Below are 20,300 nucleotides of genomic sequence, written 5' to 3'. Positions count from 1 at the left end.
GAATCGGTAAGCGCTGGTTACCACTGCAGTTCACTGCGCAATGGGCAATGGTCACTCAGTGCGTAACGCAACACGTCTTGGCTCTCGAAATTCACTTGTTGTGTGTCGCTTGCGTTAAGCGTTGAGCTGACGATGATGTGGTCGATCAACGAACGAAATTGATGCAGTTGATTCGGCTGCTGGCGCGAGCGCACTTTACAGGTCGCGGGTGTTTGGCGGCTGGCAAGCGTGGGTTCAATGAGGGTGCCTTGCGTCATGGTTTGCCATAACCAATCCCCACGGTAGGCGAGGTTATGGTTGAAATCGCCCAGAATGACATACGCTTGCTGATTGGCTTCCCGCTGTTTGATCCACGCATTGAGTGCTTTGCCTTGTGTCAGCAACGTTTGGCAACTGGTTTGGTTAGCGCGAAACTTCCCGGAACAACCCGCTTTTAAATGCACTGACAACGTATGCACGGGCTGCGGCGAGTCTGGGTACAACACGATATAAGCTGCAAAGCGCAATTTGTGGTGTCGTTTGCCATACAGGTCAACATCGGCTGGGTCACTAAACGGCACGGTGTTGCGTATTGCAAAGCCGGTGTACTGATTGAGGTCTTTAAACTGATGCTGTTCGTGCGCAGGCTGCGCGCGATCCGAGAGCACGATTTGATACGCCGAACCCACCACGTTCTGGATGGCCTGCACGCTGTCGACTTCTTGAAACGCCAACACATCACTATTGACCGTGTGGAAATGTTTGCTCAGCGCGGCAAAATCTTCGCTGGTGCGTTTGCTTTTATCCACAGGTGCGGACGCATTCAACGTCAACCATTCAATATTCCAACTACTGATTGACAAACTTTGCGCGGACACACAGTGAGAGGAAATTAGCAGTATGGTGGACGCTAAAACTGTGGCAATTTTGTTCGTTTTCATGATGGCTCTTCTCGTCGATCTCGTTGAGGTCAGGTGCGGACAGTGTTCCACAAAAAGCAATAATTTTTATCACAAAAAATGGCGTTTGCAGGGTTTCTTTTCGCTTTGAGACTTCAAGCTATAAGATCGATTTGTTCTTGTCCATAGCCCCAAATTCGTTGATCTAAATCAATACTTTCCATTGGGTCATCTCGTTTAATACGACACAACATATAGTGTCGTTTGGATAAAGGTAAGCCCTATATAGTGTATTTGTGGATAATCCTGTGAATATGCTGGGGTAAGGAGAAAAGGTGAAACCTATCGTAATCAAACGTGATGGCTCAAAAGCCCCGTTTAACCGAGATCGTATCCAAGCTGCAGTCGAAAGTGCAGCGGAAGAAGTCAACAGTGAAATCGCGATTTACGCATTGAATGTTGCATTGGCAGTCGAACTCAAACTCAAAGAGTACGAAGAAGTTCGAATCGCAGAAATTCAGACACTGGTAGAGAACGAGCTAATGCAAGGGCCGTACAAAGCATTAGCTCGTTCATACATCGAGTACCGACATGACCGCGACGTGGCACGAGAGAAGCAGAGCAAACTGACGCAGGAGATCGAAGGCCTGATTCAAGAGAGCAATGCGGATCTGCTCAACGAAAACGCGAACAAAGACGGTAAAGTTATCCCGACTCAACGTGACCTTCTGGCGGGTATCGTGGCCAAGCACTATGCGAAAACTCGCATTCTGCCGCGTGACATCGTTCAAGCGCACGAAGAGGGCGACCTGCATTATCACGATCTCGATTACGCGCCGTTCTTCCCGATGTTCAACTGTATGTTGATTGATCTAAAAGGCATGCTGACACACGGCTTCAAAATGGGTAACGCGGAAATTGACACGCCGAAATCCATTTCGACCGCAACGGCTGTTACTGCGCAGATCATCGCACAAGTGGCGAGCCATATTTACGGCGGCACAACCATCAACCGCATTGATGAAGTGCTGGCACCTTACGTCTCTGCCAGTTACCAAAAACATCTGGCGATTGCGAAAGAGTGGGACATTCGCGATCCGGAAGAGTTTGCCAAAGTACGCACTGAGAAAGAGTGTTACGACGCGTTCCAATCACTGGAATACGAAGTAAACACCCTGCACACCGCGAACGGCCAAACACCATTCGTGACACTGGGGTTTGGTTTGGGCACCAGCTGGGAATCGCGTTTGATCCAAACATCGATCCTGAAAAACCGCATTGCGGGCTTGGGCAAAAACCGTAAAACGGCCGTGTTCCCTAAATTGGTATTTGCCATCAAAGATGGTCTGAACCATAAAGCGGGCGATCCAAACTACGACATCAAACAATTGGCACTAGATTGCGCAACCAAACGCATGTACCCAGACATTCTGAACTACGACAAAGTGGTCGAAGTCACTGGCTCATTCAAAACGCCAATGGGTTGTCGTAGCTTCTTGAACACGTTTGAAGAGAACGGAGAATTGGTTCATGAAGGCCGTAACAACTTGGGCGTGGTGAGTTTGAACCTACCGCGTATTGCGATTCGTGCGAAAGGCGATCTCAACAAGTTTTACGAGTTGTTGGATGAAAAACTCAAACTGGCACGTCGCGCATTGGAAACCCGTATCCACCGCTTGGAAAATGTCAAAGCACGTGTGGCGCCAATCCTTTATATGGAAGGTGCGTGTGGCGTGCGCCTGAATGCGAACGACTCGATTGCGGACATCTTCAAAAACGGTCGTGCGTCGATTTCATTGGGCTACATCGGTGTGCATGAAACCATGAACGCGTTGTTTGGCCAAGGAAAACACGTGTTTGATGACAGCGAACTGCGTGAACACGCGGTGAACATCATTCGTAAACTGCGTGAAGCGGTCGACACATGGAAAGAAGAAACAGGCTACGCCTTTAGCTTGTACGGTACACCAAGTGAAAACTTGTGCAGCCGCTTCTGCCGCATTGATACCAAAGAGTTCGGTGTGATTCCTGGTGTGACCGATAAAGGGTACTACACCAACAGCTTCCACTTGGATGTTGAGAAAAAAGTGAACCCATACGACAAGATCGATTTCGAATTGCCGTACCCACACATCTCAAGTGGTGGTTTCATTTGTTACGGTGAGTTCCCGAACATGCAACGCAACGTTGAAGCGTTGGAAAACGTCTGGGATTACAGCTACACCCGCGTTCCTTATTACGGCACCAACACGCCGATTGATGAGTGCTACGAGTGTGGTTACACCGGTGAATTCGACTGTACCAGCAAAGGCTTTGTGTGTCCGAAATGCGGCAACCATGAGCCAAGCAAAGTGTCGGTGATTCGTCGTGTATGTGGTTACTTGGGTAGCCCGGATGCACGTCCATTCAACGTCGGCAAACAAGAAGAAGTGAAACGTCGAGTGAAACATCTGTAATATGAATTATCATCAATACTATCCGATTGATGTGGTTAACGGGCTGGGAACGCGCTGCACGCTGTTCGTTTCCGGCTGCGTTCATCAGTGTCGCGGTTGTTACAATCAAAGTACTTGGTCGTTGGATTCGGGTCATCCATTTACGCAAGCATTGGAAGACCAAATCATCCATGACCTCAACGATACCCGCATTCCACGTCGTGGCTTGTCGCTGTCTGGTGGCGATCCACTGCATCCGCAAAACGTGGCATCGGTGTTGAAGTTGGTCAAGCGGGTCAAAAGCGAGTGTCCGGGCAAAGATATCTGGCTCTGGACGGGTTACCTGTTGGCAGAATTGAGTGCAGAACAGCGTGAGCTGGTTGACCTGATCGACGTACTGATTGATGGTAAGTTCGAAAAAGAGCTGGCTGACCCAAGCCTTCACTGGCGTGGCAGCAGCAATCAGGTGATCCACCACTTCAAATTGTAAAAAAACCTTTAGGTTTTTACCTATCTAGTGTTTACTGAAAGTCACGATGAATTTCAAAGGGTTGTGACTTTCATGTTTTCCCATTTACCAACACCAACGTTAGATCCCATTCTTTCTCTTTCCGTCGCTTACCGAAACGATCCTCGTCCTGAAAAGGTCGATCTCGGCATCGGTGTGTACAAAAATAGCCAAGGCGAAACGCCCATCATGCGCGCGGTTCAACAAGCGCAAGATAGGGTCGTCGCCACGCAGAAAACCAAATCCTATGTCGGCCTTGCCGGTTGTGAAGAGTTTAACCGCAGCATGCTCAATCTTGTGCTGGGGGAATCGTTAGTCACAGAACGTGTGACTGCCATTCAAACCCCGGGTGCGAGTGGTGCGCTGCGTATGTTGGGCGATCTTATGCGTGTGGCACAACCTGAAACAACGGTCTGGCTCACGGATCCGAGTTATGTGAACCACAAACCGGTGATGGAAGCGGCAGGCTTGAAAGTGAAGTACTACGCTTATTTCAGTCGCGAGACCAAGATGGTCGACACTGAACGCATGTTGACGGATCTCGCGCACGCGGGCCCGAAAGATGTGGTGCTGTTGCACGGCTGTTGTCACAACCCAACCGGTGCAGATATCGACTTTGCTGCTTGGCAAGCGATCACCGCGCTGTCGCAGAAAAACGGGTTCATTCCGTTTGTGGATATTGCTTATCAAGGATTTGGTGATGGTCTGGACGACGACGCGAAAGGGCTACGTCACATGGCGAGCCATGTCGAAGAGATGTTGGTGACGTCATCGTGTTCGAAGAACTTTGGTTTGTATCGTGAACGCACGGGCGTGGCGATCGTGCTGGGCAAAACGGCCAACGATGTCGCCAATGCGCGCGGTAAAATGTTGACGCTGGCTCGCTCGACTTACACCATGCCACCGGACCACGGCGCGGCGCTTGTCAAAACGGTGTTACAAAACGAACAGCTAACAACCATCTGGAAGCAAGAGCTGAGTGAAATGCAACAACGTTTGTTAAGCCTTCGTCAAACCTTATGTAAAGAGTTGAGAAATCAACACAATACGTCACAATTTGACTTCATCGAAAGCCATAAGGGCATGTTTACTGTCCTCGGTTTCGCGCCACAACAGATGGCACGTTTACGCGAAGAGTTCGGTATTTACGGTGTGGCAGATGGCCGCATCAATATTGCAGGTCTGACGGAGAAAGACATTCCTTATGTGGCGGATGCGATAGTTAAAGTCTCATAACGTTAGTTAGCAGTTTGATTAGGTGAATGAATGAAACAACAATGGAAACTCCTGGTTCCTTTGATGCTGAGTGGCGGTCTGGTTGCGTGTGCGACAACACCAACCGAGCGTACGGCGGATGCAGAGAAGAAGGAACAGACTCAAGTTGAACAACCTAAGCAGGAAGCAACCGAGAGCGCCAAGGATAAGGCCGGTAAGAAATCAGAAACCCAATCAGTGAAGAAAGAAGTCGTGGTGCTGAAAGCGACGAAAACATCGGATGGTAAACTCATTTTAGGTGAAAAAGAGTGGGTCTATGTTCCGGGGTTGAAAGAAACCTTTCGTGCACGCATTGATACAGGCGCAACCACATCGTCCATCAGTGCCGTCGATATCACGCCATTTGAGCGCGATGGTAAAGATTGGGTGAAATTCCGTATCGAACATGACGGCATTAAAAGTGAAGAAGTGAGCCTGCCCGTTGAGCGTTGGGTGCACATTCGTCAGTCGAGCTCCGACAGCACACAGCGCCGCGCTATTGTGATGGCATGGATTGAAATTGGTGACCTGAAAGAGAAAACCGAATTCACGCTGGCCGACCGCACGCACTTAACCTTCCCAGTTTTGCTGGGACGTAGCTTCTTTAAAGATGTTGCGGTGGTAGATGTTGGCCGTCAATACGTGCAGCCGAAACACAAATAAGCGAGCGATACACGCGAAGCAAAAAGAAAAGCCAGCAGAGATGCTGGCTTTTTCATGGCCGCCATTTACGCGAGGGGGCGGCGTGGGGGATTGAAACCAATAAAAAAGCCAGTGAGAGGAGCGTCACTCACTGGCTAGCCAAGATCGGTGATTGGCTTAATTCATCAAGATTATGCAGTCACTGCGGCTTTGGCTTGAGCGCGAGACTTCAGGAATGCGTAACCGACACCAGTCACTACCGTACCTGCGGCAATCGCCACCAAGTACATCAATACTGGGCTGATCGCATTTGGAATCAGCAGTACAAACAGGCCGCCGTGTGGTGCCATCAGTTTGGCGCCGAACAGCATAGACAACGCACCAGTCAGTGCACCACCCACCATGCACGATGGAATCACGCGCATTGGGTCTTTCGCTGCAAATGGAATCGCGCCTTCAGAGATAAAGCACAGACCCAGAACAAAAGAGGCTTTACCCGCTTCACGTTCACTTGGTTCAAACTTATCGCGAGCCAAGAAGGTGGCTAAGCCCATACCCAGCGCAGGCACCATGCCAGCAGCCATGATGGCAGCCATTGGCGCGTAAGTTTGTGATGCCAGTAGGCCCACACCAAAGGTGTATGCTGCTTTGTTTACAGGGCCACCCAAGTCGAAACACATCATGGCGCCAAGAATTACACCCAGCAACACCGCGTTCGCTGAACCCATGTTGTTGAGGAACTCGGTCATGGCAGACATGATGCCAGCAACCGGGCCACCGACAACGTAGATCATCACCAAACCTGTGACCAAACTGGCGAGGAACGGAATGATCAGGATAGGTTTCAAGGCTTCCATGGATTGTGGAAGTTGCACTTTATCAGCAATGAATTTTGCAGAGTAACCCGCGATGAAACCTGCTGCGATACCGCCCAAGAAGCCAGAGCCAATGGAGCTTGCCAACATACCGCCGATCAAACCCGGAGCAAGGCCCGGACGGTCAGCGATGGAGAACGCAATGTAACCAGCAAGCACCGGAATCATCAGTGCGAAAGCAGAGCCACCACCGATGGACATCAACGCAGCAGCCAGTGTGCCTTCTTCTTTAAACGCTTCGATACCGAATACGAAGGAGAGTGCGATGATCAAACCACCAGCAACCACCACAGGTAGCATGTGTGACACGCCGGTCATCAGGTGTTTATAGACGCCTTTTTTCTCTTCAGTTGCAGCAGACGCATTGGCTGAACCCGCGTGTTGATAAACCGTGGCTTGTACGAACGCTTTGTCCATCTCTTCAGCAGTTTTCTTCAGCGCAGGACCTGTTTTCGTGCGGTACATTTTCTTGCCGTTGAAACGATCCAGAGGAACTTCGATGTCGGCTGCGATGATGACCAAATCAGCATCGGCAATTTCTTGGTCAGTCAGTTGGTTTTTTGCCCCAACTGAGCCGCGAGTTTCCACTTTAATTTGGTAACCGCGACGTTTGCCTTCTTCTTCCAGGGCTTCTGCCGCCATGAACGTATGCGCGACACCCGTTGGACAAGCGGTGATGGCGACGATCTTCTTGGCGCTTTCCGGTGCAGACGCCGCTGGCGCTGCAAACGTGGTTGCCGCCGAAGCAGACAGTTCGCTGGCTTGCTCCGCTGCGGCTTTCAGGTACGCGACAGGATCGCTGGTGCACGCTGAAATGTCGCTTTGGTAGACATTTTTGCCCACGAAGCGTGTGGTGTCGACGGGCGTGTTTGCCGCGACAATCACCAGTTCCGCTGCCGCAATTTCGGCATCAGTGAGGGTGTGTCCTTCCAGCACGGATGAATGGCATTCCACCGCGGCTGTCCAGTTCAGGGATTTGGCTGCCTGTTCTAGTAGACCAGCAGCGATAATGCTATTTGCAACGCCGCTCGGGCATGCAGTAATAATGGCAATATTCATAGATGCGACCTTCTGTCCTTAGTCGTTAGCGGCAACACTAACGGGTTGTAATTGGATTTGTTGTTGTAGGGTGACTAATTGTTCAGCGTTTGGCACACCGACACCCACCTGCGTAACCGCAAGGGCAGAGAGGGCAGTGGCAAACGTGATCAGTTCTTCTTTATTCATCGCTTGCATGTGGCCCCAGCATAAACCGGCCACCAGTGTATCGCCCGCACCTACGGTACTGACGACAGACATACGAGGCGGCTTCGCATGAAGCCATACGCCTTGGTTGAACCACATGGTGCCGTCTGCACCCATGGACACAACAATATTCTCGATGCCTTTGTCGGCCAGATGTTCGGCAGCGCTGCGGCATTCTTGTGGGGTATGCAGTTCACGCCCCACGAATTGAGAAAGCTCTTCGTCGTTTGGTTTAATCAACCAAGGTTGCGCGTTGAGGCCAGCAGCCAACGCATCGCGGCTGCTATCAAACAACACTTTTTTGCCCATGCTGTGCAGTTTTTCAATCCACGAGGCACACAACTCAGGCGACACGCCAGAGGGCAAGCTACCGGCCATGACGAAGTATTCGTGCTCTTCGGCCAATGCCATCAGTGTGCGTTCAAACACGGCAATGTCTTCTGGCAACACTTGAATGCCGGGGAAGTTGATGTCACTCACTTCACCACTGGCTTCTACCAGTTTGACGTTGATGCGCGTTGCGCCATTGATACGAACGAATTGGTCATTTGCGCCCATGTCAGCAAACAGTTGGCAGAACATTTCTTGATTATCACGACCAAGGAAACCGGTCACGGTGACTTCTGCACCGAGATCGCTCAGCACTTTGGCAACGTTCACCCCTTTACCCGCGGCATGAAGGTTGCCTTCTTTGACCAAGCTGACGGAGCCAACGTTGAGCGTGCTTAGGCTACCGGTTAGATCCAGCGCTGGGTTCAGCGTGATGGTGACGACTTTATTTGTCATGTCGCGCTCCCTACTCACCGAGGCCAGAATTGATGGCTGCGCCAATCGATTCCAGCGCTTGTGCTGCATCTGGGCCTTCTGCGGTAAATTGCAGTTGGTGACCGTGTTTTACGCCGAGCGCGATCACTTTCATCAAGCTCTTCGCGTTCACTGCTTTGCCGTCACCATCAAGGTTAGAGACTTTAATGTTTGATTCGAATTTCTTCGCTTCAGCCACCAACATCGCGCCTGGGCGAGCATGAAGGCCGTGCGAGTTTTTGATTTTGAAGACGGCCACATTGCCTTCACCGGCAGCCGCAGGGGCGTCTTGTTCATCCTGTGTGAATAGGGCAACCAGCGCTTCAGCTGAGGCGCTCAGCAGTTTTTCTTGCTGTTGTTTGAATACGATGTCTGAGATTTTGTTGAGGAACGCTTGGTGCGCACTGTTACATGCTGCAAACGCAATCAGCGCTTTCACCGCAACGCCGTCGTATTCGCAATCGTTCGCCGTGGAAACAAAAGACATGCCGGTGCGTTTGACTGCTTTATTGCTGCTGACCAGCCACAAGCCTTTACCCAGATGTGTCGGCGCTTTGGTGACCAAATCCGCAACGAATTCTGCTTCAGCACAACCAGTATTTTTCAGCAGGCCGCCAGCCACGGCGCTCATTTGCACCATGTCACTTGCTGGGAACAGCAATTGAATCAATGAGGCATCAAAATCAGCGTCAAATTGCACGTCGCCGTTCAGCAGGGCAATGATGTCGTTTTCGGTTTTCGCTTGTTTCAGCTTCTCTTCCACACCATCTGCAGACAAAACTTTGGTCAACTGTTTCAGAATGCCCAAGTGTTCATCTGATTTTGCAGCGATGCCGATAGCCACGTAAACCGTGTTGCCGTCGCCCCAATCCACCCCCGCAGGGAAGTGGTGTACAGCGACGCCTGTTTCTTTCACGAGATCACGGGTGTCGGTTGTGCCGTGGGGGATGGCAATACCATTGCCCAAAAAGGTTGAGTTTTGTGCTTCGCGGTTAAGCATGCCTTCGACGTAGCCTGCCTCGACTAAACCTTTGGCCGCGAGATCAGCAGCGATTGAGCGGATGGCATCCAACTTGTTTGACTGTGCTTGCGCCAGTCGGATGTCGTTTTGAGAGAGTTGCAGCATGTTTGGCCCCTTTTATTACGCCATGTGACGGCGTTTTTTGTTGTCACCGCATGGCAATTGCGGTGTCAGGTGTTACCCTGCTTTATAATACTTGCTGAATCGGTTCAGCATTTAGTTCAAAAAATTCAGCAAAACCACCAACCGGCGAAATCATTTGCTGTTATAGGTGTAGTTTAAAAAAGCTAAAAGCTCCAAAAACTCGACATCGCTATCAATTTGAGATTTTGCTGAATCCTTTCAGCTTCAATACTGAATCGATTCAGCGTATAATTCAACACCATCAAGGATCGAAAGGTTATTTCTATGATCCGCCGCACATAACCTGAGTACTGGATATGACACTAGATGAAATTGCTAAGTTGGCTGGTGTGTCGAAAACGACCGCAAGCTATGTGATCAACGGCAAGGCACATAAATATCGAATTAGCGAAAAGACACAGCAAAAGGTCATGGCGGTGGTGGATGCGCACAATTACCGCCCCGATCACGCCGCATCAGCGTTGCGGGCAGGAAACAGTCGCTCTTTTGGTTTGATCATTCCCGACTTGGAAAACACCAGTTATGCCAAACTCGCGAAATTGCTCGAGCAGAATTCGCGCAAAGCTGGCTATCAAATTCTGATTGCATGTTCTGATGACGATCCTGAAACCGAAATGAGTGTCGCGGATGCCTTGGTGTCACGTCGAATCGATGCGCTGTTTGTCGCCAGCACGATACCCAATGCCAGCGAGTTCTATCTGAAAATGCAAAACTCAGGGACGCCGGTGATCGCCATTGACCGTCCGTTGGATGATGAATATTTCGCCTGTGTGATTAGCGAAGATTTTGGTGCGGCATTTGAGCTGACCAATTCACTGCTCAATGCCAGCGTCAAAACGGTCGGGTTGGTGGGCGCACTTCCTGAACTGAATATCTCCCAAGAACGTCAGTTGGGGTTTGAGTCTGCGTTAAAGGTTAATCAAATCGCCGCGAAAGTGGGCTATGGGGAGCACTTTAACCGGAACGAAGGCCGCCGCGTGTTTGAACAATGGGTGGCTGCGGGTGATGTACCTGATGCGGTGGTGGCAACATCTTACACGCTGCTTGAGGGGATTTTAGATGTACTGTTGGCACATCCGGCATTAATGCAAAACGTCCGTTTAGCAACCTTTGGTGATAATCGCTTGCTCGACTTTCTGCCGCTTAAAATCAACTCACTGCCACAGCAATTTGAAGTCATTGCGGATAGTGCGCTAGCGCTGGCGCTGAACGCTTCTGCAAAACGTTATCAGACGGGGGTGGAACTGGTGCCGCGTCGCTTAAAAGTTCGCGCTTGATCACATCGCGCAACCTTGGGCGTGAATGTTTAGTCATTGACGCCCCTTGAGCATTGAAACCCAGCGACACCTAGTGCCGCAGGGGACGATCTATCTTCAATCTTTTCCCTTCATGCATCGCATTTCCAGTCAAAACGAGTATCATAAGCACAAATTACTCATAGATATTCGTTCAACAGGCTAGGAATGAAGTTTCTTCACACCTCTGATTGGCACTTAGGTCGCCAATTTCACAATGTGTCTCTTCTAGAAGATCAGCGTTACGTCCTCAATCAATTAATTGATTATTTAGAAAATAATCCCGTTGATGCCGTCATTGTGGCAGGGGATGTGTATGACCGTTCTGTACCGCCGACCATTGCGATTGAACTGTTGGATGACGTGGTCAGCCGCATTTGTACGGAATTGTCGATTCCGATGATTGTGATTCCGGGCAACCATGATGGTGCCAAGCGCCTTGGTTTTGCCGCCAAACAGATGAAAAATGCGGGTTTGCACATCATCAGCGATTTTGAACAGATGATGACGCCCGTGGTTTTATCCTCGCCGCAAGCGGGAGAAGTGGCGTTTTATGGCATGCCTTACAACGACCCAGAGCAGGTTCGTCATCACTACCAAACCAGCGTCACCACCCATGATGACGCGCATCAGTTTCTGTGCGAGCAAATCAAAGCGGAACTGAATCCGTCACAACGTCACGTATTAATCAGCCACTGCTTTGTGGATGGGGCGATGGCATCCGAGTCAGAGCGACCGCTGTCGATTGGTGGTTCCGATCGGGTCAATCATGAGCATTTTTCGAGCTTTGACTACGTGGCGTTAGGGCATTTGCATCAGCCACAGCAAAAAGGTGAAGCGCATATCCGCTATTCTGGCTCGTTGATGAAATACAGTTTCTCCGAGCAGCATCAGAAAAAAGGCATGACATTGGTGGAACTCAACGACGCCGGTTTTGTGTCTGCGCAGCATATTCCGCTGAATGCGCCACACGACATGCGCATCATCGAAGGTGAACTGGATGACTTGTTGGCGCAGGGGAAAACTGACCCCCACCATCACGATTACTTGTTGGTGCGTTTGCAAGACAAACACGCGATTTTGGATCCGATGGATAAGTTGCGAAAGGTCTATCCCAACGTCTTGCACCTCGAAAAACCGGGCATGCTGATTGGTGTGGATCAGGAAATGGGCCGCGCACGTTTGGCACGCGGTGAAATGGACATGTTCCGCGATTTCTTCCTTGAAGCAAAACAAGAAGCGCTCACTGAGCAACAAGAATCGGCCATGGCCGACGTGATTCAGTCTCTCAAGCAAGCGGAGCAACATTGATTTATGCGCCCGATTAAACTGACTTTGCAAGGATTCGGCCCGTTTGCGTCGCAAGAAGTGGTCGACTTTACCCAACTGGGGCACGCGCCGCTGTTTTTGATCAATGGCCCAACGGGCGCGGGTAAAAGCTCGATTCTCGACGCTATTTGTTACGCTTTGTATGGCGAGACTACTGGCAGCGAACGTACGGGCGACCAAATGCGTTGTGACTACGCCGACGAAGGGGTGATCACCGAAATTCAATTTAGCTTTGAACTGGGCGGGCGTGTGTTTAACGTGACTCGTAGCCCGGATCAAGACGTGCCGAAAAAACGCGGAGAAGGCACCACCAAAAAAGCCCACAGCGCGACATTGTGTGAGTGGGTGGATGGGGAAGAAAAGCTGATTGCGAATCGCCCTAATCCGGTCGCGAAAGCCATGGTGGATCTGATTGGTTTGGACGTGAAACAGTTCCGCCAAGTGATGGTGATTCCGCAAGGCAAATTCCGTGAACTGTTGATTGCCAATTCAAAAGAGCGTGAGCAGATCTTTGGTCAGCTCTTCCAAACGCACATTTATACGCAAATTGAACGCACCTTGTTTGAGCGTGCGGCGGGCATTCGCAAAGAAAAAGACGAATTTGATAATCAAATTAAAGGCGCGCTAGATGTAGTCTCGGTCAGCTCGGAAGAAGCGCTGCAAGAAGAAAAGACGAAGCTGGCCCCTGTGCTGAAAGCGGCGGATGAAGCGTATCAAACGGCGCAAAAAGCTCTGGACGCATTAAAGCAGCAACACACGGCTGCATTAGATCTGCAACAAAAATTCAGCCAGAAAGCGACGCTCGATACCACGTTGCACGCTGAATTAGCAAAGCAAAGTGAGATGGATGCGATTCGCGCTCGCAAACAGCAGGCGCTGCAGGCGGCGCGTCTCGATTCGCCGTTTAACGAACTGCGCAGTGCTGAAAAGCAGTTTACGTTGGCGCAAACCGCTGTTGCGGAGAAAACCAACGCTGTTGCTCTGGCGGAAACACAGGTTGCGAACGCGGACGTGGCTTATCAGGCTGCGCTGAAAAACGCCGAGCAAGTGGATGCGCTCAATACGCAGCTTCATCAACTTGAAATCACAGGCAAAAAGTTTGCTGAGCTGGATAGGTGGCAGAAAGAGTTGACTCAGGCGTCGTCAACGTTGGCCGGGATTCAGCAAGCGTTTCAACAAGCGGAGCAAGGGCTGAAATCGCTTGAAGAACAGATTGTGACAAAGCGCAGCGAGAAAGAAGCGGCGCAACTGCAGTTTGCGTCACTCGACAGCAAGCGCGCCAGTTTGAATCTGGTCAATGACCACATTGAACGACGCACACGCCTGAACCTGCTCATCCAACAACTGAGTGAGAAAGCCAAACTGTTGGCGCGCGCTGAAACGGCGTATCGTGAGGCGACGGAGCAGACGCGCTTGGCCAAACAACAAGCGGATCAGTGCGAATACGTGTGGCACACCAATCAAGCGGCGGAACTCGCAAAAATTCTTCAGGATGGCGATGCCTGTCCGGTATGTGGCAGTCATTCACATCCGAATCTGGCACAGTTTTCTGGTGACGTTGTCACAAAAGAACAGGTTCAACAGGCGCGTGAACGTCAACAAGTGGCTGCAAATGCAGAAACGCAAGCGTTGAAGCAGCACGAGGCCATGGCCGCAGAGCACCATCATCTCAAACAAGATGTGACGCAGTTAGAAACCGCGCTGCAAGAAAAGTCGATTGCGGAACTGGCGGAACTGCAGCATCAGCAACAACTATTGACGGATGAAATCGCGCGTTTGTCCGCGATTAATCCTGCGCAGATTGAACAGCAATTGCTGCAATTGGAAGCAAACCTTGCCGCTGCGAAGCTCACCTTGGATTCGCACCATGCCGCACGTCAAACAGCAGAGAAAGCGATGACGGAAGCGCAAACGCGTGTGGATGATCTGCAACGCGACATTACATCCGATTTCAAGACCGTGGACGAAGTGCGCCAGCGATACAGCCAGGTTCAAAAACAAGTCAAAGCGTTGGTGGAAGCGGAGCAGCAAACTCGCGCGGCGCTCAATACAGCGCAGAACCAACGTGCGTCGGCGCTGGCGGCGCTGAGCAGCGCAAACGAGCAGCACCAAGCGTGGGACAAAGAGCAGCAACGCACGCAAGTGCAATGGCAACAGGCGCTCAGTGCAACGGCGTTTGCCGATCCTGAAGCGTATCTGGCCGCAAGGTTGGATGAAGCCGCATTGGCGGCGTTGGATGAACAAGTGCGCCGTTACGATGAAAGCTTGGCCACGTTGAAAGGCAAATTGGACAGCCTGACACAGGCACTGGCAGACCAAACGCCACCGCAAATAACGCAATTGGAAGCGTCGCTTACCGTGCAACAGGATGCGGTGAATAGCGCGTTTAACGCGTTGAAAGTGCATCTTTCTCGCATGGACAGCCTCAATCAGGTCGAGCAGAAGCTGGCGCAGTTGTACGCGAAAAATGCAGAACTGGATAAAGCGTATCAGGTCTACGGCACGTTAAGTGACATTGCCAATGGTCGCACCGGCGCGAAAGTGAGTTTGCACCGTTTTGTACTCGGCGTCTTGCTTGATGACGTGTTGATTCAAGCCTCTCAACGTTTGCAGCGAATGAGTAAAGGCCGCTATTTGCTTAAACGTAAGGAAGAGCGCGCAAAAGGGAATGCAGGGTCTGGCCTCGATTTGATGGTTGAAGATGGTTACACCGGAAAGTGGCGCGATGTGGCGACGCTATCCGGCGGTGAATCATTCATGGCTGCGTTGTCGCTTGCTTTGGGGCTGTCGGACGTGGTGCAGTCGTACAGCGGGGGTATTCGCCTCGACACACTGTTTATTGATGAAGGCTTTGGCAGCTTGGATCCGGAGTCACTCGATCTGGCGATTCAAACGTTGGTTGATCTGCAACAGGGCGGCCGAACGATTGGCATTATCTCGCATGTGACTGAGTTGAAAGAACAAATTGCACTCAGGTTGGACGTGGAAACCAGCGGTCGTGGCAGTTCGATCAAATTGGTGGCCTAACTGGTTGTAGTAGGCATGTGGTTTGCTTTGTGCTACTTGTTTATGAGAAAGCATGAAAAAAGTCACTTACCGTCATACGCTTTGCATCATACTATGCAATTATACGAATAATTATTAGAGTCGAGTTTGGTAAGAGCACATGGAAGTCGTAAAGAAAATATACCAATATGCTGAACCGAACCTCACGTTAGTGGGGTGGATGGGGTTTATTGGTTTTCCGTTTTACTACTATGTGTGGGCGCATGTGTTTCCGCAGCCCTATGAATCGCTGCTGCTGCGCGGTTTCTGTTCGTGCCTGTTTGGCGGCATTGTGTTTCGAAACGCAGTGCCGAAGTTGTGGCAGCGCTACTTACCTTACTATTACCTGTTTATGATCGGCTTCTGTTTGCCGTTCTTCTTTGCCTATATGATGTTGATGAACGATTGGTCCACGGTGTGGGCGATGTCATTCATGGCATCCATCTTCCTACATATTCTGCTGGTTCATGAGACCAAAGTGATGCTGGCGCAAGCTGCGTTATCCGTCGCGGCGGCGTATGGCGCCGTGTATTGGTTGCAACATTACGAACCACAGCATGTCATTTTGTGGCCTTATGTGCCGATTTTCCTGTTCACATACGTGTTCGGGAATCTGTTTTATTTCAGAAACCAAAGCTCGCATGAGTCGAAGGTGTCGATCGCGAAATCCTTTGGCGCCGGGATTGCACATGAAATGCGCAACCCGCTCAGTGCGTTGAAATCGTCGGTTGATGTGCTGCGTTCGATTTTGCCCGCACAGCCGGCCAATCCAACCCAAGGTGCATACATCGACGGACAGGATCTGACTTTGCTGCATGAAATTTTGGGCAACGCTGACGAAGTGATCCACACCGGGAACGAAACCATCGACCTGTTACTCACGTCTATCGATGAAAACCGCGTCTCGACCTCAACATTCAAGCGTTTGTCGGCCAAAGAGGTGGTTGACCACGCCCTTCATTCCTTCTCGTATAAACGCGCGTTGGATCGTCAGGCCGTCACGCTCAATGCCATCAACGATTTTGACTATTTCGGCAGTGAAACCTTGCTGAAGTTTGCCCTCTACAACTTATTAAAAAATGCCTTTTACTATCAGAACAGTGAACATTTTCATATCGAAGTGACGCTCATCACTCGGGGTCAAGAAAACCTCATCGTCGTACGAGATAACGGCGTGGGCATCGCCCCCGATCGCTTGGATGACATCTTTAAGGACTTCTATACCTTTGGCAAAAATGGCAGTTACGGTTTGGGTTTGCCGTTTTGTCGCAAGGTGATGAAGTCGTTCGGTGGCAACATCCGTTGTGCCTCCGTGCTGGGGGAATGGACGGAGTTCACGTTAAGTTTTCCTCAATATCACTCTGAACGCGTCTCGCACATCAAACTGGATTTAATGAAAAGTAAATCGGTGTTGTATGTTGGTACGCAAGGGCTGATGAGCCGACATCTAAGCGAGAAAGCGTTTTACCAAGGATTTCGCCTACATCACGCAACGCTGAGCGAGGCGTTAACGCGTGAAGAGTACGAGTTTGAATACGACATTATTCTGCTGGATTTAGAGCAGATCGGCGATCAGTGGCAGTCATTGGTCGAGCTGGAAACCAAACTGCATTTTACCGAAGCCAAAATTGTTTACCTTTACGACAAGCAACGCGCATACCCCATCAATATTGAGCGCCATTTGCGGGTCGTACCTTTAGACATTCGTCAACTGCTGCTCGATACCGACAAAGAACTCGATCAACTGCTGTTTGAGGTGGATGATGTTGCACCGGATCACAATGTTGTGCCGATCAAACAACCGAAATATGAACGCCGTATTCTGGTGGTAGATGACAACCAATCACTGCGCACATTCACAGCGTTGCTGCTTGAAAAGCAGGGCTATGAAGTGGTGCAGGCCAATGATGGTCAACAAGCGTTGGATGCAATGGAGCACAACGAGTTCGACCTGATTTTGATGGACATTGAAATGCCGATCATTGATGGCATTGAAGCGACGCGCGTGATTCGGGATTCCAATAAGCCGTACTGCCATATTCCGATTGTTGGCCATACCGGGGATAACAGCCCGCTGACAATTGAGAAAATCCACCAATCTGGCATGAACGATTACATCGTTAAACCGGCCGATAAAGACAAGCTGCTGGGCAAACTGGCCAATTGGATCTAGCTCTGAGCCGAAGCTCAGAGCTAGAGATGGGCATCCGTTGCAGAGAGACAATTTGAAAGACAGTCGTGTTGTGGGTTGATTCGAAATCCTATCGATTCGAAACGTCACCGATTCAAAACGCCGCCGATGCGAAAAGTCTCCCCAGCATTGGATGGGCCAATTTATTTAAAGATCATATCCCCCCGTTTTACCGCGCTGTGACACACCGACAAAATGCGGTCGATCTGTTGTTCCGTGACGGCACTGGTTAACGACAAGCGAATAATATTTTTCGTTTTCGAGGTGGCCGGTCGACAAAATACGGCGCCGAAAACACCATTGTCTTCTAAATAATCACGGACTTTTTCTGTATTTTTTTCATCGCCTGTTTCCAATGCGATAATTTGGGATTGGCTACGAATGTGAATACCAATTTTATTTAATCCTTGTGATAATAGTTGTGCATTGTGAAATAAATTCTTGCGACGATCGTTGGCCGATTTAATGACCTCTAATGTGGCTTCTAATGCGGCTATTTCATACGGTAATATCGTCGAGCTGAATATCGCCGGATAGCCCACAAAAGGAATACATTGATTCGCGTTGTTATTTGCCCAAATAACCCCCGCACGATACGCAAATGTTTTTGCCAAACTCGCGGTCATAAAATCGACCTGATCGGAGAGCCCCAATTCCGCCACTAAGCCAGCGCCTTTATCGCCATGGGTGCCGAGTGAATGCGATTCATCGACCAATATGGCGCACTGAGTCTGTTTGGCGATATGAACCAATTCAGTCAGTGGCGCAAGCGTACCAATGGTGCTGTAGATGGAATCGACCACAATGAGCCCAGGGCCATGACGTTGGATCTGTTTGCGCAGATGGTCACAATTGTTATGCATGAAAGGATGAATGTTCGCATTGGCATAACGCGCACCTTCCCACATCGACATGTGCGCAAAGAAGTCGATATAGACATTGCTGCCCGGTGCGCAGACGGTCTGCAGTAGCGACGTATTGGCATTCCAGCCGGATTGAGACAACAGGCATGAGTCGAAATTGACAAACTCAGCCAGTTGGTGCTCTAGGCTAGGTTTGGTTTCATCATCTTGTAAGAAAATGGCCGACATAAACACACTGTCGTGCGTGGTATCAATGGCCTGTTTTAAACGCGCCTTGATCAATGGATGGTTGGCAAGGCTGAGGTAATCGTTACTTTGTAAAACAATATCACCTTGGGAGGGGCGCTTTCCTAATACCAGATGTTTACCGTTTTGATTGCTTTCAATTAAATCGCGAACGAAGAAATTCAAACGGTCCTGAATCGAGTCAGGTAACCGATTATTTTTGGCATCAGATTTCATGGTGAAAATATCCTTCTAATTAAACATTAATGCCAGCTGACAAAGGATATATTGATGCGTTTAAATTAAATTTCACCTGCCAAAATTGATTGTTTTGGGAGCAACGACAAATTGAGTTATATTGGATTTGCTATTTTTCCATAAACATTACGCTCGGCGAGACTGAGACATTTATTTCTATTGCTTTTTAATAGTAAATAAATCTAACGAAGAATTATTATTGCGCTTTTGGGAATATCTCTGGCCAGTACATTTTAACGTAACCATACGAAACCCAAATAACCAATCCTGTTGCAACGCTTAATTCGAATAAGCCAAAGTGATGCAGCCAATGCCAGTGAGGAAACTGATCGTGGAAAAAGCTGGTCAATCGATGCATGGCAATGGCGCTGATCACGGATGGAAAAGTGACCGCGGCGATGGACGGTTGAAACTTGAGTCTCAGCAGACGGATGTAGCAGAGGTAGATGAGCAGGGTCATGGTGATGGCAATGCCTGCCAATGCGCCCGTGAGAATCGGGTCGGGGTTGGGGAAGTTCACCAGGTAACTGGCAAGGGTGAGGTTGATGGGGGCGGCCATGATGGCCAAGGTCGGTCGAGCACGTCGAGGTAACATGCCTTCAAACACCAAACGATACAGCACCAGCGGTAACATAAAAAAGTAAATGCCGATGCACACGGTTACCAAGGTTTCTGAAAACACGGTGTGACCAAACTGGGTGCCCGCCAACGAACTGCTGATCAGCCCGACCGGATAGAGAAACCAACTGGGTACTATGTTCGACATTTTAAAATCGAGTAACTGAAAGCTGAAAAACAGCATCATCATGGTGAAGTGCAGCAGCAGCGCAATCGCCCAGATGGGGTAAGCGATGGTCGGAGAGATGACGGCCAAATAGTCACACAGGATCAAGAGTGCCATGCTCATCGGTGCCATCAGGCTACCCGAAAGCGGATGACGAATGTCGTTGATGAACGTTGAATAACTGGTGAGATAACGGGCGAGAACAGGCAGAAGAAGGATGGCACCGGCGATGACCATGTAAGGGCGCAAAACAAGGCCGACTTGCGGCAAATAGAGCGCCCACGCTTGGCCCAGACCAATGACACCGAGCGCCAGCGCAGCTTGCGACGGAGGAACATTTTGTACCTGAATCAGCCTTTTCCAGTTCAACATCAAACTCCCTTTTAATGATGTCTATCAGCGGCGAAAAGGTTCTAAATGTCGAAAAAACAATCGCCGCGGACTCAATCTTAAGTCCGCGGCGATTCTAACAAGAATTCGATAATTTTGTTCAACAATTCGGTG

14 protein-coding genes are annotated in these 20,300 nt (G+C 50.0%); 8 read left to right on the top strand and 6 right to left on the bottom strand.

Annotated features, from left to right (window positions below; genetic code table 11):
• Window positions 1-17: 17 nt before the first annotated feature.
• The gene (locus ACF8PK_RS01780) at window positions 18-920 is read right to left on the bottom strand and encodes an endonuclease/exonuclease/phosphatase family protein (RefSeq protein WP_392439831.1); all 903 of its coding nucleotides are present in this window, start codon (window positions 918-920) and stop codon (window positions 18-20) included.
• A 293-nt stretch (window positions 921-1,213) separates the two neighbouring features.
• Between ACF8PK_RS01780 and nrdD the strand changes: the two genes are divergently transcribed.
• From nrdD to ACF8PK_RS01760, 4 genes are all read left to right on the top strand, one after another.
• Window positions 1,214-3,334, top strand: coding sequence for an anaerobic ribonucleoside-triphosphate reductase (nrdD, locus tag ACF8PK_RS01775; protein WP_392439829.1), 2,121 nt, complete (start codon window positions 1,214-1,216; stop codon window positions 3,332-3,334).
• A 1-nt stretch (window position 3,335) separates the two neighbouring features.
• The gene (gene nrdG, locus ACF8PK_RS01770; protein WP_004728195.1) at window positions 3,336-3,803 is read left to right on the top strand and encodes an anaerobic ribonucleoside-triphosphate reductase-activating protein; all 468 of its coding nucleotides are present in this window, start codon (window positions 3,336-3,338) and stop codon (window positions 3,801-3,803) included.
• A gap of 72 nt (window positions 3,804-3,875) precedes the next feature.
• Window positions 3,876-5,057, top strand: coding sequence for an amino acid aminotransferase (locus ACF8PK_RS01765; RefSeq protein WP_014257360.1), 1,182 nt, complete (start codon window positions 3,876-3,878; stop codon window positions 5,055-5,057).
• 30 nt (window positions 5,058-5,087) lie between these two features.
• Complete coding sequence (locus ACF8PK_RS01760; RefSeq protein WP_158108577.1) at window positions 5,088-5,738, top strand: ATP-dependent zinc protease; 651 nt, start codon at window positions 5,088-5,090, stop codon at window positions 5,736-5,738.
• A gap of 170 nt (window positions 5,739-5,908) precedes the next feature.
• On the opposite strand, the gene fruA is transcribed toward ACF8PK_RS01760, so the two are convergent.
• The 3 genes from fruA to fruB are packed head-to-tail and all read right to left on the bottom strand — an operon-like array spanning window position 5,909 to window position 9,767.
• Window positions 5,909-7,651, bottom strand: a complete 1,743-nt coding sequence (fruA, locus tag ACF8PK_RS01755; protein WP_004728192.1) for a PTS fructose transporter subunit IIBC — start codon at window positions 7,649-7,651, stop codon at window positions 5,909-5,911.
• Window positions 7,652-7,669: 18 nt separating this feature from the next.
• Window positions 7,670-8,623, bottom strand: coding sequence for a 1-phosphofructokinase (gene pfkB / locus ACF8PK_RS01750; RefSeq protein WP_004728191.1), 954 nt, complete (start codon window positions 8,621-8,623; stop codon window positions 7,670-7,672).
• Window positions 8,624-8,633: 10 nt separating this feature from the next.
• Window positions 8,634-9,767, bottom strand: coding sequence for a fused PTS fructose transporter subunit IIA/HPr protein (fruB, locus tag ACF8PK_RS01745; protein WP_238820769.1), 1,134 nt, complete (start codon window positions 9,765-9,767; stop codon window positions 8,634-8,636).
• A 335-nt stretch (window positions 9,768-10,102) separates the two neighbouring features.
• Between fruB and cra the strand changes: the two genes are divergently transcribed.
• From cra to ACF8PK_RS01725, 4 genes are all read left to right on the top strand, one after another.
• On the top strand, window positions 10,103-11,083 hold the full coding sequence (cra, locus tag ACF8PK_RS01740) for a catabolite repressor/activator (protein ID WP_392439825.1): 981 nt from the start codon (window positions 10,103-10,105) through the stop codon (window positions 11,081-11,083).
• Between the two features lie 186 nt (window positions 11,084-11,269).
• A complete protein-coding gene (locus ACF8PK_RS01735; RefSeq protein WP_392439823.1) occupies window positions 11,270-12,412 on the top strand; it encodes an exonuclease SbcCD subunit D in 1,143 nt (380 codons plus the stop codon).
• A 3-nt stretch (window positions 12,413-12,415) separates the two neighbouring features.
• The gene (locus ACF8PK_RS01730; protein ID WP_392439821.1) at window positions 12,416-15,457 is read left to right on the top strand and encodes an SbcC/MukB-like Walker B domain-containing protein; all 3,042 of its coding nucleotides are present in this window, start codon (window positions 12,416-12,418) and stop codon (window positions 15,455-15,457) included.
• 139 nt (window positions 15,458-15,596) lie between these two features.
• On the top strand, window positions 15,597-17,648 hold the full coding sequence (locus ACF8PK_RS01725) for a hybrid sensor histidine kinase/response regulator (RefSeq protein ID WP_392439819.1): 2,052 nt from the start codon (window positions 15,597-15,599) through the stop codon (window positions 17,646-17,648).
• Between the two features lie 161 nt (window positions 17,649-17,809).
• On the opposite strand, the gene cqsA is transcribed toward ACF8PK_RS01725, so the two are convergent.
• Window positions 17,810-18,991, bottom strand: a complete 1,182-nt coding sequence (gene cqsA, locus ACF8PK_RS01720) for an alpha-hydroxyketone-type quorum-sensing autoinducer synthase (protein WP_392439817.1) — start codon at window positions 18,989-18,991, stop codon at window positions 17,810-17,812.
• A 217-nt stretch (window positions 18,992-19,208) separates the two neighbouring features.
• On the bottom strand, window positions 19,209-20,168 hold the full coding sequence (locus tag ACF8PK_RS01715; RefSeq protein ID WP_004728184.1) for a TDT family transporter: 960 nt from the start codon (window positions 20,166-20,168) through the stop codon (window positions 19,209-19,211).
• Window positions 20,169-20,300: the final 132 nt, after the last annotated feature.

This window comes from Vibrio sp. CJQ_6, from assembly GCF_043106745.1.
Lineage (GTDB): Bacteria > Pseudomonadota > Gammaproteobacteria > Enterobacterales > Vibrionaceae > Vibrio > Vibrio furnissii.
This window is presented reverse-complemented; position numbering and strand designations above follow the sequence as displayed.

Excerpts from the sequence above, each read along its gene's own strand:
- ACF8PK_RS01735 (WP_392439823.1), top strand. The coding sequence starts at position 11,270 with ATGAAGTTTCTTCACACCTCTGATTGGCACTTAGGTCGCCAATTTCAC.
- pfkB (WP_004728191.1), bottom strand. The coding sequence starts at position 8,623 with ATGACAAATAAAGTCGTCACCATCACGCTGAACCCAGCGCTGGATCTA.
- cqsA (WP_392439817.1), bottom strand. The coding sequence starts at position 18,991 with ATGAAATCTGATGCCAAAAATAATCGGTTACCTGACTCGATTCAGGAC.
- ACF8PK_RS01760 (WP_158108577.1), top strand. The coding sequence starts at position 5,088 with ATGAAACAACAATGGAAACTCCTGGTTCCTTTGATGCTGAGTGGCGGT.
- cra (WP_392439825.1), top strand. The coding sequence starts at position 10,103 with ATGACACTAGATGAAATTGCTAAGTTGGCTGGTGTGTCGAAAACGACC.
- fruB (WP_238820769.1), bottom strand. The coding sequence starts at position 9,767 with ATGCTGCAACTCTCTCAAAACGACATCCGACTGGCGCAAGCACAGTCA.
- nrdG (WP_004728195.1), top strand. The coding sequence starts at position 3,336 with ATGAATTATCATCAATACTATCCGATTGATGTGGTTAACGGGCTGGGA.
- ACF8PK_RS01780 (WP_392439831.1), bottom strand. The coding sequence starts at position 920 with ATGAAAACGAACAAAATTGCCACAGTTTTAGCGTCCACCATACTGCTA.
- ACF8PK_RS01730 (WP_392439821.1), top strand. The coding sequence starts at position 12,416 with ATGCGCCCGATTAAACTGACTTTGCAAGGATTCGGCCCGTTTGCGTCG.
- fruA (WP_004728192.1), bottom strand. The coding sequence starts at position 7,651 with ATGAATATTGCCATTATTACTGCATGCCCGAGCGGCGTTGCAAATAGC.
- ACF8PK_RS01725 (WP_392439819.1), top strand. The coding sequence starts at position 15,597 with ATGGAAGTCGTAAAGAAAATATACCAATATGCTGAACCGAACCTCACG.
- ACF8PK_RS01765 (WP_014257360.1), top strand. The coding sequence starts at position 3,876 with ATGTTTTCCCATTTACCAACACCAACGTTAGATCCCATTCTTTCTCTT.
- ACF8PK_RS01715 (WP_004728184.1), bottom strand. The coding sequence starts at position 20,168 with ATGTTGAACTGGAAAAGGCTGATTCAGGTACAAAATGTTCCTCCGTCG.